The sequence below is a fragment of the Paenarthrobacter sp. PH39-S1 genome (genome assembly GCF_030063245.1).
Classification (GTDB): domain Bacteria; phylum Actinomycetota; class Actinomycetes; order Actinomycetales; family Micrococcaceae; genus Arthrobacter_M.
The window spans coordinates 53,705-70,158 of the sequence record NZ_JASISR010000024.1 but is presented as its reverse complement, the minus strand read 5'-3'; the positions used below and the strand labels follow the sequence as shown (position 1 = coordinate 70,158).

At 63.9% G+C, this 16,454-nt stretch carries 10 protein-coding genes and 1 pseudogene; 5 read left to right on the top strand and 6 right to left on the bottom strand.

Annotated features, from left to right (window positions below; all coding sequences use genetic code 11):
• The 4 genes and pseudogenes from QMG52_RS15400 to QMG52_RS15385 form a co-directional block, all read right to left on the bottom strand.
• Positions 1 to 745: pseudogene (locus tag QMG52_RS15400) on the bottom strand (hypothetical protein); the annotation flags it as partial.
• Positions 746 to 967: 222 nt separating this feature from the next.
• Positions 968 to 2,851: a 2-oxoglutarate dehydrogenase, E2 component, dihydrolipoamide succinyltransferase gene (gene sucB / locus QMG52_RS15395; RefSeq protein ID WP_283561282.1), complete on the bottom strand. Its 1,884-nt coding sequence runs from the start codon at positions 2,849 to 2,851 to the stop codon at positions 968 to 970.
• A gap of 143 nt (positions 2,852 to 2,994) precedes the next feature.
• Positions 2,995 to 4,377, bottom strand: coding sequence for a dihydrolipoyl dehydrogenase (gene lpdA, locus QMG52_RS15390; RefSeq protein ID WP_283561281.1), 1,383 nt, complete (start codon positions 4,375 to 4,377; stop codon positions 2,995 to 2,997).
• A gap of 282 nt (positions 4,378 to 4,659) precedes the next feature.
• A complete protein-coding gene (locus QMG52_RS15385; protein ID WP_283561280.1) occupies positions 4,660 to 6,183 on the bottom strand; it encodes a leucyl aminopeptidase in 1,524 nt (507 codons plus the stop codon).
• A gap of 661 nt (positions 6,184 to 6,844) precedes the next feature.
• Here QMG52_RS15385 and QMG52_RS15380 point away from each other — a divergent pair.
• The 4 genes from QMG52_RS15380 (at position 6,845) to QMG52_RS15365 (ending at position 12,380) form a co-directional block, all read left to right on the top strand.
• Positions 6,845 to 7,804 carry a proteasome assembly chaperone family protein gene (locus tag QMG52_RS15380; protein ID WP_434619334.1) on the top strand — a complete coding sequence of 320 codons (960 nt, stop codon included), beginning with the start codon at positions 6,845 to 6,847 and terminating at the stop codon, positions 7,802 to 7,804.
• Between the two features lie 123 nt (positions 7,805 to 7,927).
• Positions 7,928 to 9,430, top strand: coding sequence for an MFS transporter (locus QMG52_RS15375; protein ID WP_283561286.1), 1,503 nt, complete (start codon positions 7,928 to 7,930; stop codon positions 9,428 to 9,430).
• 88 nt (positions 9,431 to 9,518) lie between these two features.
• Positions 9,519 to 10,733 carry a DUF4192 domain-containing protein gene (locus QMG52_RS15370; RefSeq protein WP_283561279.1) on the top strand — a complete coding sequence of 405 codons (1,215 nt, stop codon included), beginning with the start codon at positions 9,519 to 9,521 and terminating at the stop codon, positions 10,731 to 10,733.
• Between the two features lie 252 nt (positions 10,734 to 10,985).
• Positions 10,986 to 12,380: an RNA polymerase sigma factor gene (locus tag QMG52_RS15365; protein ID WP_283561278.1), complete on the top strand. Its 1,395-nt coding sequence runs from the start codon at positions 10,986 to 10,988 to the stop codon at positions 12,378 to 12,380.
• A 273-nt stretch (positions 12,381 to 12,653) separates the two neighbouring features.
• Here the strand turns inward: QMG52_RS15365 and QMG52_RS15360 are convergent, their stop codons facing one another.
• On the bottom strand, positions 12,654 to 12,878 hold the full coding sequence (locus QMG52_RS15360; protein ID WP_283561277.1) for a DUF7455 domain-containing protein: 225 nt from the start codon (positions 12,876 to 12,878) through the stop codon (positions 12,654 to 12,656).
• Positions 12,879 to 13,216: 338 nt separating this feature from the next.
• Here QMG52_RS15360 and QMG52_RS15355 point away from each other — a divergent pair, with 338 nt between their 5' ends.
• Positions 13,217 to 15,328, top strand: a complete 2,112-nt coding sequence (locus QMG52_RS15355; protein WP_283561276.1) for a DNA gyrase/topoisomerase IV subunit B — start codon at positions 13,217 to 13,219, stop codon at positions 15,326 to 15,328.
• A gap of 234 nt (positions 15,329 to 15,562) precedes the next feature.
• Here the strand turns inward: QMG52_RS15355 and QMG52_RS15350 are convergent, their stop codons facing one another.
• Positions 15,563 to 16,237 carry a recombinase family protein gene (locus QMG52_RS15350; RefSeq protein WP_283561275.1) on the bottom strand — a complete coding sequence of 225 codons (675 nt, stop codon included), beginning with the start codon at positions 16,235 to 16,237 and terminating at the stop codon, positions 15,563 to 15,565.
• Positions 16,238 to 16,454: the final 217 nt, after the last annotated feature.

Here is a 16,454-nt window from a genome sequence, read left to right as displayed (position 1 = left end):
CGGCGTTGTCGAGCTTCTGGTCGGCATCACCGCCGGCGGGGTCGGTGAGCAGCAGGGCCTCGGCGGTCCGTAGCGGGTCCAGCCTGTCGGGGTCCTCTTCCCGGACCAGGCCCGCCAACAGGGCCCGGCGGACGGACTCGACCTGCAGGTCAGCGGGCCGCACATCCGGGGACGCCAGATCACTCTCTGGCAGCACCGGTGGCTGTACATCCGCCGGTTCCACGTCCGTGGGCTGCACGTCCGGGTCCGGCAGGCCGGGGTCCGGCGTGGGCTGCAGGTCCGTGGGCTGCACGTCCGGGTCCGGCAGGCCGGGGTCCGGGTCATCGATCGCACCGTCATTGACAACTCGGTTATCCGCCGCGGGGTTATCCGCCGCGGGGTTATCCGCCGCGGGGTTGTCCGCCGCGGGGTTGTCCGCCGCGGGGTTGTCCGCCGCGGGGTTGTCCGCCGCGGGGTTGTCCGCCGCGGGGTTGTCCGCCGCGGGGTTGTCCGCCGCGGGGTTGTCCGCCGCGGGGATGTCCGCCGCGGGGATGTCCACGGCGGGGATGTTCAGGACGGGTCTGTTCACCAGGGAGTGCCGCAGGTCCTCGTCGGTGACCGGACGGCTTGGGCCCCAGATCAGTTCCGGGAGAAATGGGACCGCGGACCCCGCAGTCAGAGTGCCTTGGACGAGGCCGCGGCGGCCGTGTTCGGGCCTCCCGAGGTATTCCTCGAGGAGCGATTCGAAACTCCGTCCGCCAGCCATGCTACTAGCATATTCCTAATCATGATAAATCGGTAGTCTTTTATCGAATATAGTTTCGATAAAAGACTACCGAATATTTAGGCTGCGTCCGGGCGTCACCACTGCCGCAACGTGGCCTGCTGGGAGCATCGCGCCGGTGGTGCTACGGTCTGGAGACATGCAAATCTGTAAGGGCGCCTTCCCCTTGGGATGGACGCCCTTACGGTACAGCAAACTATTAGTTTAGAGTCCCAGATCAGCCTCGAAGCTGCCCTCTTCCAGTCGCGCCCGCAGGGTCTGCAGGAAGCGGCCCGCGTCAGCGCCGTCCACCAGGCGGTGGTCGTATGTCAAGGACAGGTACATCATTGAGCGGATGGCGATGGTGTCGTCGCCATCCACTCCGGTGATGACGACGGGACGTTTGACAATGGCGCCGGTGCCCAGGATGCCGACCTGCGGCTGATTGATGATCGGCGTATCGAACAGCGCGCCAACGGAACCGATGTTGGTGATGCTGAAGGTTCCGCCCGAGAGCTCATCCGGGCCGATCTTGTTATTGCGTGTACGCGAGGCGACGTCGGCAATCTTGGCAGCGAGGCCGGCAAGATTGAGGTTGCCGGCATCGGCGATGACGGGGACCAGGAGGCCTTTGTCCGTATCCACAGCGATCGCCAGATGCTCGGCGTTGTGGTAAGTGATTTCCTGCTTGTCCTCGTCATACGCGGCGTTCAGCTTCGGGTGCTGTTTCAGCGCTTCGGCGACAGCCTTGGCAATGAACGGCAGGAACGTGAGCTTGACGCCGTTCTGAGCCTGGAACGTGCCCTTTGCGGCGGTGCGCAGTTTGGCGATCTTGGTCATATCGACCTCATGCACCTGCGTCAGCTGGGTGGAAACATCCAGGGATTCGCGCATGCGCCGGGCGATGACCTGACGGATTCGCGGAGCCTTCTGGACCGTGCCGCGCAGTGATGAAACAGGCGCTCCGGACGCGCCCGCAGCAGCAGCCGGAGCGGACGGCGCCGAGGCAGCAGCAGGAGCCAGGCTGGGTGCGGGCGCGGCCTTTGCCTCGGCGGCGCCGACGACGTCCTGCTTGCGGATGCGTCCCCCGACGCCGGTGCCGGTGACGGACGCCAAGTCGACGCCGTGCTGATTGGCCAGTTTGCGGACCAACGGGGTGACATAACCGGCTTCGCCGCCGTCGGCCGGTGCCTGTGCGGCCGCATTCTTCGGCGCGGAATCCTTCGGGGTGGAAACCGTCGGCGCCGAGGCCGGAGGTGCCGACGGTGCGGCAGAGGGAGCCTCGGCCTCCGGTGCGGGAGCCTCGTTGCTGGCGCCCGTCTCGGGGCTGGAGGTATCGACAGGCTCGGACTGCTCTTTGGCCTCGGCAGACTTGGCCTCGGCAGCCGGCTGGGCCTCCGGTGCGGGTTCGGCCGCAGGTGCGGCGGCGCCGGATCCGATGACGGCGAGCACGGAGCCGACTTCGGCGGTCTCGTCCTCGTTGACGCGGATTTCCTGCAGCGTTCCTGCCACGGGGGACGGGATCTCGGTGTCCACCTTGTCCGTGGAGACCTCGAGGAGGGGCTCATCCACCTCAACGGAGTCGCCGACGGCCTTGAGCCAGCGGGTGACGGTTCCCTCGGTCACGCTCTCACCCAAAGCGGGAAGAGTGACGTCGTGCGTCTCGCCGTCGTTGGAGGAGCCTGCAGCCTTGGAAGACTCTGCGCCATTGGAAGGAGCCGGGCCACCGGCAGGAGCCGCCTGAGCTGCGGCGGAGTCGGAACCGATGGGGGCATCCGTGGAGGGCACCACTGTCTCGGCCTGTGAAACTTGCGCTTCCGGTGCTGCGGCCTTGGCCGCCTCGGGGGCCTCTTCGGTCGCAGCAGCGGAGTCGCCGCTGCCGATGCGTACCAGCGGGGCGCCCACCTCAGCCGTCTCGTCTTCGGCGACGAGGATCTCCTCGATCACACCGGCGATCGGAGAAGGGATCTCGGTGTCGACCTTGTCGGTGGAGACTTCGAGCAGGGGCTCGTCCACCTCTACCCGGTCACCAACCTGCTTGAGCCAGCGAGTGACGGTACCTTCGGTGACGCTTTCACCAAGGGCGGGTAAGTTCACGGATTCAGACATTTCGTCCCCGTTCTCCTTATTATCTGCAATTTATCTGCAATGCGAATTGATATCGGTATTTCTACGCCTGAAATACCGCATGGAATACTGCTTTGAGCATAGTGCACCCGGTGCGGAACACCGGGTGCACTGATCAATTGTTACTAGCCGTGCAGCGGGTGGCCGGCCAGGGCCATGGCCGCCTCGCCCAAAGCCTCGTTCTGTGTGGGATGCGCGTGGAGCAGCTGCGCCACATCCTCGGGGTAGGCTTCCCAATTAACGATGAGCTGAGCCTCGCCGATCTGCTCGCCCATGCGCGAACCGATCATGTGAACGCCGACGACGGGGCCGTCCTTTTCGCGGACGAACTTGACCAGCCCGCTGGTGCCCAGAATGGAGCTTTTGCCGTTTCCAGCCAGATTGTACTCGACGCTTTCGACCTTGTCGTCGCCGAACTTTGCCTTGGCGGCCTTTTCACTCAGGCCTACTGAGGCAATTTCGGGATCGCAGTAGGTGACCTTCGGGACGTTGATGTCCTCGACAATGACCGGGCTCTTACCGGCAATTTCCTCGGCCACGAAAATGCCCTGCTGAAATCCGCGGTGCGCCAACTGTACGCCGGGGACAATGTCGCCGACGGCGTAAATGTTGCCAACGCCGGTGTGCAGGCGTTCGTTGGTGATGACGAATCCGCGGTCCATCGTGATGCCGGCTTCTTCATAGCCGAGGTTCGCCGTGGACGGCCCGCGTCCGACGGCGACGAGCAGCAGATCCGCCTCGAACGTCTTGCCGTCGACCAGGGTCACCTTGACGCCGTCGTCGTTCTGCTCCACGCCCTGGAAGAACGTGCCGGTGCTGAACTTGATGCCGCGCTTTTTGAAGCTGCGCTCCAGCACCTTGATGATGGCGGCGTCCTCGTTCGGGACCAAGGACGGCAGGCCCTCAACGATGGTGACGTCCACGCCGAAGGACTTCCAGACGGAGGCGAACTCGACGCCGATGACGCCGCCGCCGAGGACGATGACGCTCTTGGGCAGGTAATCCATCGTCAGGGCGGTGTCGGAGGTAATGACCTTGCCGCCGATTTCCAGTCCCGGCAGGCTGCGGGAGTACGAGCCAGTGGCCAGAATGATGTTCTTACCGGTGTAGGCGGTTCCGTTCACCATGACGGTGTTCTGGGCGGTGAGCCTGCCCTCGCCCTCGATGACGGTGATGCCCTTGCCCTTGATCAGGCCGGAGAGCCCCTTGAACTTGCCGGCAACGATGCCGTCCTTGTAAGCATTGACCGCGGTCATGTCAATGGAGTCAAGGGTGACATTGACGCCGTACTTCGCAGCGTCGCGGGCATGATCGGCGAGTTCCGCAGAGTGCAGCAGCGCCTTGGTGGGGATACAACCGTTGTGCAGGCAGGTTCCGCCCAGCTTGCCTTTCTCGACAAGTCCAACAGTGAAGCCCAGCTGGACGGCACGGAGGGCTGCGGCATAGCCGCCGCTCCCAGCTCCGAGAACCAGGATGTCAAATTCTTGCGCAGCTGCCTGATCGGCCACTTAGACGCTCCCTCGCGTATCGGTTGACGCGCGTAGTCGCGCGTCCTGTTGTTCTTGTACTGACTTGATGTGACGTGTGCAGTGCCGGATTCCGGTGGGGTGCTGAATCCCTGATGCAGTGCTTTCAGCCTTCACCCTATCCTTCACAGCAACCATGCTCCACCCGCGAAGCCCCCGAATGATGCGGATGTGTCCAGTCTCACGCGGCAATGAGAGCAGCCAGTCACGGCCGGCGGCTATAGTGCGGCCGGCCATGACAGGCAATGTGAGACAGGGACAGGCTCAGGCAGTACGAACCAGAACGTCCTCGACGTAGGAGACCAGTGTGCGCACGGCGACACCAGTGGCCTGCTTGGGCGTGTAGCCAAATGCGGAGCCTTCGTTGAAGGCCGGCCCTGCGATGTCCAGGTGCGCCCACGGAATTTTGGAGCCGTCCTTGTTCTCTCCGACGAATTCGTTCAGGAACACCGCGGCGGTCATCATGCCACCCATTTTCTCGCCGATGTTGGCCAGATCGGCCACCGGTGAATCCAGCGTCGGGCGCAGTTCCTCGGGCAGCGGCATGGGCCAGAAAAGCTCTCCCGCGCGGTCCGCAGCGGCCTTCACCGCGGCGCTTACGCCGTCGTCGCCCATCACGGCGGAAACGCGCTTGCCCAAGGCAACCATCTGGGCGCCGGTAAGGGTGGCAACGTCCAGGATGGCGTCCGGCAGTTCGGCCGAAGCGGCAGCGAGGCCGTCGGCCATGACCAGCCGTCCCTCGGCGTCGGTGTTCAGGACCTCGACGGTTTTGCCTCCGAACATGGTCAGCACATCTGAGGGACGGGTGGCGGTGGCGGACGGCATGTTCTCCGCCAGGCACAGCCACGCGGTCAGCCGGACCGGCAGACCCAGTTCCGCGACGGCCAGCAGCGCGTTGAGGACGGCAGCAGCGCCAGCCATGTCGCACTTCATGGTCATCATGCTGCCGGCGGGCTTGAGTGAGATTCCGCCGCTGTCGAAGGTGATGCCCTTGCCCACCAAGGCCAGCTTGACCTTGGCGCGGGTCGGTGCGTATTCCACCTTCACCATGCGCGGCGGTCGCGAGGAGCCCTGGCCGACGCCCAGAATGCCACCGTAGCCGTCGCGCTCCAGGCGCTTTTCATCCAGCACCGTGACCTTGACGGGCAGCCCCTTGGCCAAATCCTTGGCCGCTTCCGCGAACGTCTCCGGGTACAAATGGCTCGGCGGTTCGTTGACCAGCGAGCGGGTGGCATTGACCGCCTTAGCGACGATGGCGGCCCGCTTCAGGGCCGGTGCCAGTGCGGGATCGTCCGCGGCGGGGGTGAAGATCGTAACGGAGCCGACTTTCGCCTTCACGGCGGCTTCAGCGGTGCGCAGCCCGGAGTAGGTGTAGGCGCCCAGGGCGGCACCTTCGGCGACGGCGGCAGCCTGGCCGACCGTCGTCGTTGGCAATGCGACGGCGACGGACTCCACACCGGCCAACTGGCGGACGGCGGAGCCGGCGGCGCGGCGCAGCGCCTCTTCGCTGGTCTGGTTGCCGGTCAGCCTGCCGACACCGGTGAGCACCAGAACCTGGGCGCCCACCTCGGGGACGCCGGGCAGCCGACGCACCTCGTCGGCGGCACCGGTGATGCCCAGGACCTGCAGGGAGGCGGCCAGTGCGTTGGCTGCTTTGACGGGCAGCGGGTTGTCGAGCAGGACGGGACCGTCCGTGCCCTGTCCGACGCCGATCACGAGGGCCTGTGATTCGACCTTTTTGAGGTCTTTGGCAATGGCCCGGAGCGTTACTTCATGATTTTTGAACACGAATATTGATCCTCGCTGGTTGTTGGTAGACACCTAAAGCGGCTCGTCTAATGATCGTAGTCTGAAGCCCCGCCACGGCGGCAAAGGAGGCAGCCCGCACGGCGACGGCGAAGAGGCAGCCCGCAGGGCGGCAAAGGAGGCAGCCCGCAGGGCGGCGGCGAAGGCGCTCTGGTGCGGTGGCCGGATATCGTGGTAATTGGCGGCTCCCGTTACTGTTGCAGAACGATCTGGCGCTGGGGCTGGAGGCATTCCCCGGCTGCGGCGGGGAGAAGCAGGGCAGGGGGAAGCAGGGCGGGGAGAAGCACGGCGGGGAGAAGCACGGCGGGGAGAAGCACGGCGGGGGACTGCGCCGGGGACGAGCCGTAGCCGGGAAATCGGCGGGGCCTGGGAAATCCGTCGGGCCGCCCTCAGCGTTGGCAAAATACCGTTGGTGCAGGCCCACGTCATGGCATGAGAGGGACAGCGCCCAGATCCGGAATGATTCCGGGCATCCGCGGTGTTGTACTGGTAAAGCAGAAGCTTCAGCGCGCGGCAGTTTGAACGGCACGACAGTTCAGACGGCGCAGCATTTTTGACGGCGCAGCAGTTGAGTTGAGACAGAACCGCAGTAGTTTACAGACCGCAGTAATCAGCACCGGATCCCTGGTCCGTGGAGGAAGTTGTGAAAGATATCGAGTACACACCGTTTCTGGAGCCGTCGGATCTGTATGCCGTCAATGATGTTTTGCTGCAGCAGGAGGATCTGCGCGGTTTGAACATGGTGATGGGTTTTTCCGGATTCTCCGATGCCGGCCACGTGGTGTCGCAGATCACCGCCGAGCTGCTGGGACATCTGGACAGCGAGCCGGTGGCCTTCTTCGACATCGATCAGCTCATTGATTACCGTTCGCGCCGTCCGCGGATTACCTTCGCCCAGGACCGCCTGACCGACTACCAGCAGCCCCGTCTTGCCCTGTACCGGATGAAGGATGCGCTGGACCAGCCGTTTTTGTTGCTGACCGGCAATGAGCCCGATCTGCAGTGGGAGCGCTTCAGCGGTGCGGTCCTGAAGCTGGTCAAACGCTTTGACGTTAATCTGGTGGCGTGGGTGCATTCCATCCCGATGCCTGTCCCGCACACGCGCCCGATCGGCGTCACCGTGCATGGCAACAGGCCGGAGCTGATCGAGGGAATCTCCACCTGGCAGGCCACCGTTGACCTGCCCTCCGCCGTCGGCCATCTGCTCGAATACCGGCTACAGGAGGCCGGGCGGAACGTGGCGGGGTACGCCATTCACGTCCCGCATTACTTGGCCGACGCCGAATACCCGCCCGCCGCCGTCGCCGGCCTGGAGCACCTGGGAGCGGTGGCATCCTTGATGCTGCCCAGCGAGCGGCTCCGGGAGGCTGGCCGTGATGTGGAGCGGCAGATTGCCGAACAGACGCAGGGCTCCGCGGAGGTCCAAGCAGTGGTGCACAATCTGGAACACCAGTTTGATGACCGGACCAAGGGCACCGCGCGCCGGTCCCTGCTGGCGGATGAGAACGATGAGCTTCCGGACGCAGACACGCTCGGGGCGGCAGTGGAGGCGTACCTGGCCAGTCAGGATCCGGAGAACGACGGCGGACCGGCCGCCCGCTGAAACGTGCCGGAATAGGATGGATGAGTGAAAGCCAGCGGTAGCGGAACCATCCATGGACAAGATTCGAGCAGCGGACCCCAGACCGGCAGCGGCCGCCGCCGCACGCCGGGGCAGAGCGGCGGCATCTCCAGTGGCAGGGCTTGGTTTGTCTGGGGCGTCGGTGTTTTTGCTTATCTGATTGCGATCACCGCGCGGACTTCCTTCGGCGTGGCCGGTTTAGAAGCCACCGCCCGATTTGAGGCAACCGCCTCCGCGCTGTCGGCCTTCACCGTGCTGCAGCTGCTGGTTTACGCGGCGCTACAGATACCGGTGGGTGTGCTGGTGGACCGCTTCGGGCCGCGGGCGATGATCGCTTCCGGAGCCGTGCTGATGTGCCTGGGGCAGCTGCAGCTCGCAGCGGCAACGTCCGTTTCCGCCGGCATTTTCGGCCGAGTGCTGGTGGGTGCCGGCGATGCCATGACCTTTATTGCCGTGCTCCGCCTGATCCCCGCTTGGTTTCCGGCCACCCGGGTTCCGCTGTTGACGCAGCTGACGGGGCAGCTGGGCCAGATGGGCCAGCTGATCAGTGTCATTCCGTTCGCGCTGGTACTGCATGCTTTCGGCTGGAGCCCGGCGTTTCTGGGTGCGGCGGGACTGTCCCTGCTGGCCTTCGTGCTCGCCGCCGCGCTGCTGCGCAATCAGCCGGCGGGAACGCCGAGCGGCAAGACCCAGCAGGGTCTGCGGGAAACGGCGACGGCGGTGAGCAAGGCCTGGAAACAGCCCGGAACCCGGCTGGGCATGTGGAGCCACTTCACCACGCAGTTTTCCGGCACTGTCTTCATCATGACGTGGGGCTACCCGTTCCTGGTCTCCGGCCAAGGGTTGGAGCCGGCGATGGTGACCGGCATTATGAGTCTGTTCGTCGTCGTGGGAATCATCTGCGGACCGCTGCTGGGAGGGTGGGTGGGCCGCCATCCGCTCCGCCGTTCCACCATGGTCCTGCTGATTTCCACCGCGATCGGCGTCGTTTGGCTGGCCACCCTGACATACCCGGGCAGGGCACCGCTGTGGCTTCTGCTGGTTCTGGTCCTGGTGCTTGCGCTGGGTGGACCCGCCTCGATGATCGGATTCGACTTTGCCCGCACTTATAATCCGTCACACCGGATGGGTACCGCCACCGGAATCGTCAACGTCGGCGGGTTCTGCGCCGCACTGCTGACGATGTATATCGTGGGACTGGTACTGGATCTGCTCAATAACAGCGGTTTCTCGAAGGGGGATCTGTACTCGTTGGATTCCTTCCGTATCGCTCTATCGGTGCAGTTCATCATGCTCGCAGTGGGTGCGTCCTACGTGCTGTCCTGCCGCCGGGCTGTCCGCCGCCAAATGGCGCTGGAAGGTGTCCGGGTCCCGCCGCTGTGGGTGGCAATGGGGGACAACCGGCGGCGCCGGCAGCAGTACCGTGCGGAGGTCCGCAGCGCCCGGGCCAATGCGCGCAGAATGGCGGGAGGTCGAACCGGGAATGGCGCGGCGGAGAAGCCTGGCGGGAAATCCGCCGGCAGGAACGGGGCCGGGCGGAACGGGGCCGGGCGGAACGGGGCCGCCGAGAACGGTCCTGGGGAGGACGGTTCCGCCGGTTCGGATTAATCCTGCACAGGGCGTTGCGGCGCCGTCGGGCTGCACATCCTGTGCTTTTTGTCTGGCCGCCGCCGCCGGACGCCCCGACAGTGGTGTCATGACTACTGAACAGCGCCTGTCCATCAGCTCCGGCGAGGATATCCTCAGCTACATTCCGCATTCGCTGGGCTATTGGCCGGCCCGCAGTCTGGTCTGTCTTACGATGGCAGGCAAGACCATCGGCGCCACCTTGCGCGTTGACCTGCCGGATGTCCACGACGTCGGACTGCCGGACTTTGCCCACTACGTCTGCGCCGCTTTGGGAGCTGATGAGCACGCCGACGGTGTACTGCTGGCGGTATTCGGCAGGCGCGATTGGCTGGTACCGGGACGGATTCCCTACCGGCGCTTAATGGAGGTGCTCGAGTCGGCCTTGCGGAAAGCAGGCACACCGGTGAAGGAGAAATGGTTCCTGGGACCGGCGTATTGGCGCAACTACGTCTGTACGGACATCGACTGCTGCGGCTGGCCGGGCCGCCCGCTGGATGACATCGTCAGCAGCGCCCTGAATGCTGAGCTGATCTTCCGCGGCAGCGGCTATCTCGATCCGCAGGAACGCGCGGGCTCCGCGGTGGTCCCGCTCCCGGACGGGGCCGGGCTGGCTGTGCATCGGGCATTGCAGACCTCCACCGCGGTTCTGTCGGGCCGGCAGCTCGGGCAGGAGCAGTTCATGGCCACCTTGCAGGCTTGGGAGCTTGCCATCGCACGGTGGCCCGAGCCGCCCGCCGCGACAACCTCCGGTTACCTGTTGGCGTCGCTGGAAAGTGTGACGGTCCGGGATGCGGTACTGGTGCTGGCCAGCGTGGGGGCGCAGCTGGCCTTCGCCGGGGCATTGGGTTATGGGTTGCTGGCGGAAAACGAGCAGGACATAGTACGGCCCGTTCCCTGGGAGCCGACCACGCGGGAGGGGGTGGCGCTGCGCAGCAGTTTCAGCGCAGGCGACGACCTTCTCTGGCAGGACTTTGGCCGGGTGCTCATGGGCGAGGGCGCCAGCGATCCGGACTGGAATAGACTGGATAAGATGGACGAGCTGCTGACCCATCTGTCCCGGGCCGCTTCGGGGGAACCGCGGGCCGCGGTGCTGACCATGCTGGCCTGGGCGCAATGGTGCCGGGGGCGGGGTTCGGCTGCCGACGCCTATCTGCGGCTGGCGTTGAGGGACGCCGCCGGCTACCGGTTGGCGTTGCTGCTCGGTGAGCTGGTCAGCCGCGGCATCATCTGCAACTGGGCCCGCGACCGCAGGACCTCCTGGCACCCTCCTACAGACCGGTGAACGGGGAGGCCGGGTAAATATCGTGAGACAATGGGAGTCGAGACCCGGTTGGGTCCGTGATTCACCCTGTGACTCCCTGATGAACTTCTGTGGAAAACTCTGTGAGCCGATGGGAACAATGTCGGTTCGACGGTAGTTATACCTAGTGGCTCTGCAGGTTGTGATGAGGTGTGTAAGTAATCACGGACTTGACAGGGTCATAGTGGTGTTGCCCGCAGGTGACTCCACAGACCGCCGCAAGAAAGGTTTTCTGTGTCTGACACTGCCAAGAGCAATGACTCTGCTACTTCCGAGGCTGATGCCTCGGCAAACCCAGCTGCCGGCCCGAAGAAGGCCTCTGCTGCGAAAACCAGCACCGCCCGTACGGCTACTGCCACCATCGACCAGTCGGATGACGGCGGCGACGCCGCAGCGTCCCAGTCCCCGGCGCAGAAACGAGCGGCCACGATCGCCGCTAAGAAAGCCGCCGTCGAAGGCGGTGACGGCGCGGCTGCGAAGAGCGGCGGCCGTCAGGCCAAGACTGCCGGCGCTCCAGCCAAAGCTGCCCGGGGGCGGGCTCCGAAGGCATCCCAGGATCACGAAACCGAGGATGCCACAACAGTGGACGACGATGAGGCTGGGGTGAGCACAAACTCGGAGACCGTCGAAATTGTCCCGGAGACGACCGGCCGCGGTTTTGTCTACTCGGATGCCGATGACGATGACGCACCCGTCCAGCAGGTCATGTCCGCCGGTGCCACGGCTGACCCGGTGAAGGATTACCTCAAGCAGATCGGTAAAGTTGCGCTGCTGAATGCCGAGCAGGAGGTCGACCTTGCGCTGCGTATTGAGGCTGGGCTCTTCGCGGACGAGAAGCTGGCGGCGGACGACGGGAAGATCGATGACAAGCTCAAGCGCGAACTGCAGTGGGTAATCCACGACGGTAAACGCGCCAAGAACCACCTGCTGGAAGCCAACCTTCGCCTGGTTGTGTCGTTGGCCAAACGTTACACCGGCCGGGGCATGCTGTTTTTGGACCTGATCCAGGAAGGCAATCTGGGTCTGATCCGTGCGGTTGAGAAGTTCGATTACACCAAGGGCTTCAAGTTCTCCACCTACGCCACATGGTGGATCCGGCAGGCGATTACCCGCGCCATGGCGGATCAGGCGCGGACGATCCGTATCCCGGTGCATATGGTGGAGGTCATCAATAAGCTGGCCCGTGTACAGCGGCAGATGCTTCAGGATCTGGGCCGCGAACCAACCCCGGAAGAGCTGGCGATCGAGCTTGATATGACTCCGGAGAAGGTTGTCGAGGTGCAGAAGTACGGTCGGGAGCCGATTTCGCTCCACACGCCTCTCGGGGAAGACGGAGATTCCGAGTTCGGCGACCTGATCGAAGACTCCGAAGCGGTTGTTCCGGCCGACGCTGTCAGCTTCACGCTGCTGCAGGAGCAGCTGCATTCCGTCCTTGACACTTTGTCCGAGCGCGAAGCAGGCGTGGTGGCAATGCGCTTCGGGTTGACCGATGGCCAGCCTAAGACTTTAGACGAAATCGGCAAGGTATACGGCGTAACGCGGGAGCGGATCCGCCAGATTGAATCCAAGACGATGTCCAAGCTCCGGCACCCGTCGCGCTCTCAGGTTCTGCGGGACTACCTGGACTAAGCAGCCAGGCAGCCGCGTTTGGCTTCGGCTCGGGGCTGCCCGGTCCGGGGCTGCCCGGTCCGGGGCCAAACGGTCCACGGTTAAACGAACTGGCGGACCGGGCCGAGACCCGGAACCAAGAAAGGACCTCTCCGACGGAGGGGCCCTTTCTTGGTCTTTCGTTCTAATTCTGGTCGGTCTTATGCTCTTTTGCCGCTACCGACTGCCCGCCCGGGTTATCGGCTGGCGGAGCCGACCGCCTTCCACCGCCGCTCAGCGGTGTTCCGTTCCCGCTTAGTCCTCGACGAGAACGGACTCCTTCTGATGCAACCGGGCGGTCTCGTCCTGCCACTGGGCAGACAGCGGCTTCAGTGTGGGCTCCACGGCCCGGGCATGGTGACCGCAGAAAAGCAGTTCACCGCCGGAGGATTCCAGCACGACACGGACATATGCTTGAGCTCCGCAGCGGTCGCAGCGGTCCAGGGCGTTCAGTTCGCGGCTGGCTACAGCTGTTGTCATGATGGCCTCCTTAGTAGTTCTGTACATCTATACAACCACTATTCGTCGCGGAAGCATGGCAGGTTGGGTCGACTTTCGCTGACCGCGTAGCGGCAGCTAAACCGCGGGGCCACGTCGCCGCCGGGGACGGAAGCACCCGGAGACCGTATTGGCGAGGCACGAAACTCGGAGCGCGACCCGGTGGCAAGCCTGTACCGCCCGGGCCGCGCCGGAAGATATCGTAGACAGTGGCCCTACTTCCGGGCCCCGGCACCGCTTCCCCTGTCAGCCCCCAGTCATCAGCCCCATCTCTCATCAGCCCCCCCAGCCATCAGCACCGTCCAAGGAGTCTGCCGAACGTGGTCCCACCAAATTCCGATTACACGGCCCGCCATCTCTCCGTGCTGGAGGGGCTGGAAGCTGTCCGTAAGCGGCCGGGAATGTACATCGGTTCCACGGACTCACGGGGTCTTATGCACTGCCTGTGGGAGATCATCGACAACTCCGTTGATGAGGCTCTGGCCGGTCATGGTCAAAGCATAAAGGTCATCCTGCACCCCGATAACTCCGTGGAGATCCATGATGACGGTCGAGGCATCCCGGTGGACCTGGAGCCCAAAACCGGCCTGACCGGTGTTGAGGTCGTCCTGACAAAGCTTCATGCCGGCGGGAAGTTCGGCGGCGGGTCCTACACCGCCTCCGGTGGCCTGCATGGCGTCGGCGCCAGCGTGGTGAACGCGCTCTCGGCCCGTCTTGATGTGCAGGTGGACCGCGGCGGCAAGACCTACCAGATGTGCTTTCGCCGTGGCGAGCCCGGACATTTCAATGACAGCGGCCGGAGCCTAAGCCCCACTGCTGTCTTTGAGCCGTTCGTGGACAATTCAAGCCTGGACATCGTCGGCACCACCAAGCGCGGTGTCACTGGGACCCGGATCCGTTACTGGGCGGACCGGCAGATATTCACCCCCGACGCGAAGTTTTCCTACACGGAGCTGTCCGACCGTGCCCGCCAGACCTCCTTCCTGGTTCCGGGGCTGCGCATCTCCATCCGTGACGAGCGTCGGTTGCCAGGCACCCCGGGGGAATCGGAGGTGCACGAAGAGGTATTTCAACACGACGGTGGCCTGTCCGAATTTGTGGACTACCTGGCCGCTGACCCGGCCGTGACGGATGTGTGGCGTATCCACGGCAGCAGCACCTTCCGGGAAACCGTTCCGGTGCTGGATTCGAACGGTCATCTGAAGAGCACCGAGGTCGAGCGGGACTGTGAGGTGGATATCGCGATGCGTTGGGGGATCGGGTATGACACCGCCATGCGCAGCTACGTAAATATCATCGCTACGCCCAAGGGCGGACGGCATCAGGAAGGTTTCGAGCAGGCGCTGCTGAAGACCTTCCGCAAGGTCATCGAGTCCAACGCCCGGAAGCTCAAGGCGGGCAATGACAAGATTGAGAAGGACGACGTGCTGGCCGGGTTGACGGCGGTCCTGACCGTACGTCTGGCCGAGCCGCAGTTTGAGGGTCAGACCAAGGAGATCCTCGGTACACCGGCGGCGCGCACCATCGTCGCCAAGGTGGTCGAGCGGGAGCTGACGGCCAAGCTGAACTCGTCACAGCGCAATGAGAAGGCCCAGTCGGCCCAGCTGCTGGAAAAAGTGGTGTCGGAGATGAAATCCCGGATCTCCGCCCGGGTGCACAAGGAAACGCAGCGGCGCAAGAACGCGCTGGAAACCTCCTCGCTGCCGGCCAAGCTTGCGGATTGCCGGACAGATGAGGTTGCCCGCAGCGAGTTGTTTATTGTCGAAGGGGACAGCGCCCTAGGTACGGCAAAGCTCGCGCGATCCTCGGATTTCCAGGCGTTGCTGCCGATCCGCGGCAAGATCCTTAATGTCCAGAAGGCCTCGGTGGGCGACATGCTTTCCAATGCTGAGTGCGCGGCCCTGATCCAAGTGGTGGGTGCGGGCTCGGGACGGAGCTTTGCCTTGGAAGCGGCCCGCTACGGCAAGGTGATTCTGATGACCGATGCCGACGTCGACGGTGCCCACATCCGGACCTTGCTGCTGACGCTGTTCTTCCGTTACATGAGGCCCATGATCGATGCCGGTCGGGTGTTCGCGGCCGTCCCGCCGCTGCACCGGGTGGAGGTCATCAATCACGGCACGAAGCCGAACGAGATGATCTACACCTATTCCGAGCAGGAGCTGCACACGCTGCTGGCCTCGTTGGAGCAGACCGGAAAGCGGTACAAGGAACCGATTCAGCGTTACAAGGGCCTGGGCGAGATGGATGCCGGACAGCTGGCGGAAACCACGATGGACCCGAGGCACCGGACTCTGCGGCGGGTGACAGCGGCCAATGCGGAATTGGCGGAGAAAACCTTTGAACTGCTGATGGGGTCCGACGTTGCGCCGCGCAAGGACTTCATCATCGCCGGCAGCTCCTCGCTGGACCGCGAACGCATCGACGCCTGAAGCCCGAAGGCGGGTTCCACGGCTGCGACCCGTGAACGCGATTTGGTGAACGCGGTCCCGATATATAGGACCGGACGGATTCCGTCATTATCTGAGGAAAACTCTGTGCATCTATTAGTCTCGTGATGCGCGCCGTCCTTGATGTCATCGAGGCATGAAGGGGTCGCCGCAGAAAACGGAAAAAATCGTACGGTAAGGCATGGGGTCTGACCTGCAGCGGAACAGTGGTTGGCGCTAAGGCTCCAGTCCCGGTGGCAGGGTTCGGGTGTTGCTGATTGGGAGGTGGCGGTAGATCGACGCGCGGGAGATGCCAAGCGCTTTAGCGATCTGTGTGGGACTTTCCCCATTGGCCTGTCTGGCCCGGGCGGCTGCGAGGGTGTCGGTATCCATGACCGTTGTGCATCCGCCGGTGCCTCCTTGGGTCCGGGCGGCTGCGAGGTCGGCCATGGTTCGTTCGTAGATCATGTCGCGCTCGAGTTCGGCGAACGCGGCCATCATAATGAAGAAGAATTTCCCTTCTCCGGTCGGGTTGTAGGTTCCGGTTAGGGTGCCGGTGAGAATCCGCAGCCCGACTCCTTGGTCGTGGAGGCTATCGGCGATGGCGAGGACTTCTTTCACCGACCGGCCGAGGCGGTCCATTTTCCACACGCAAAGGGTGTCTGTCGGACGGAGATGGTCGAGGGCTTCGGCGAGCCCTGGGCGGGCGATGGCGCGGCTGGAGATTTTGTCTTCGAAGATCCGGCCGCAGCCGGCTCTTTTGAGGGCGTCTCGTTGCGGTTGGGCGTCTTGTCCATTGGTGGAGACGGCACCTGAAGAATCGATGCTCGGTATGAGACAGAGACCAGGCTGGATGTGTCTCGTGCCCACATATCGGGCGTAACCGATGAGATCGAAATGTTGGGTCGCCATTCGTCTACTGTCGCACAACCCATCTCATAACATCGGTATTCGCAGACCTGTTGTGAGACGGGTTGTGGACGGTTTTATCTCGGCGCGTTGCTTGGTCCGGGACTGTCTCAGAACCGGCCGTTAGTTGACGGAGTCGGCTGCTTCGGATGCGAATGAATGGCTGGCGGGGAAGGAAGTCCGTTTGTCGGTGCCGTGCGGTGGGTGGGTGCCACGTAAC

Excerpts from the sequence above, each read along its gene's own strand:
- QMG52_RS15350 (WP_283561275.1), bottom strand. The coding sequence starts at position 16,237 with ATGGCGACCCAACATTTCGATCTCATCGGTTACGCCCGATATGTGGGC.
- QMG52_RS15370 (WP_283561279.1), top strand. The coding sequence starts at position 9,519 with ATGACTACTGAACAGCGCCTGTCCATCAGCTCCGGCGAGGATATCCTC.
- QMG52_RS15360 (WP_283561277.1), bottom strand. The coding sequence starts at position 12,878 with ATGACAACAGCTGTAGCCAGCCGCGAACTGAACGCCCTGGACCGCTGC.
- sucB (WP_283561282.1), bottom strand. The coding sequence starts at position 2,851 with ATGTCTGAATCCGTGAACTTACCCGCCCTTGGTGAAAGCGTCACCGAA.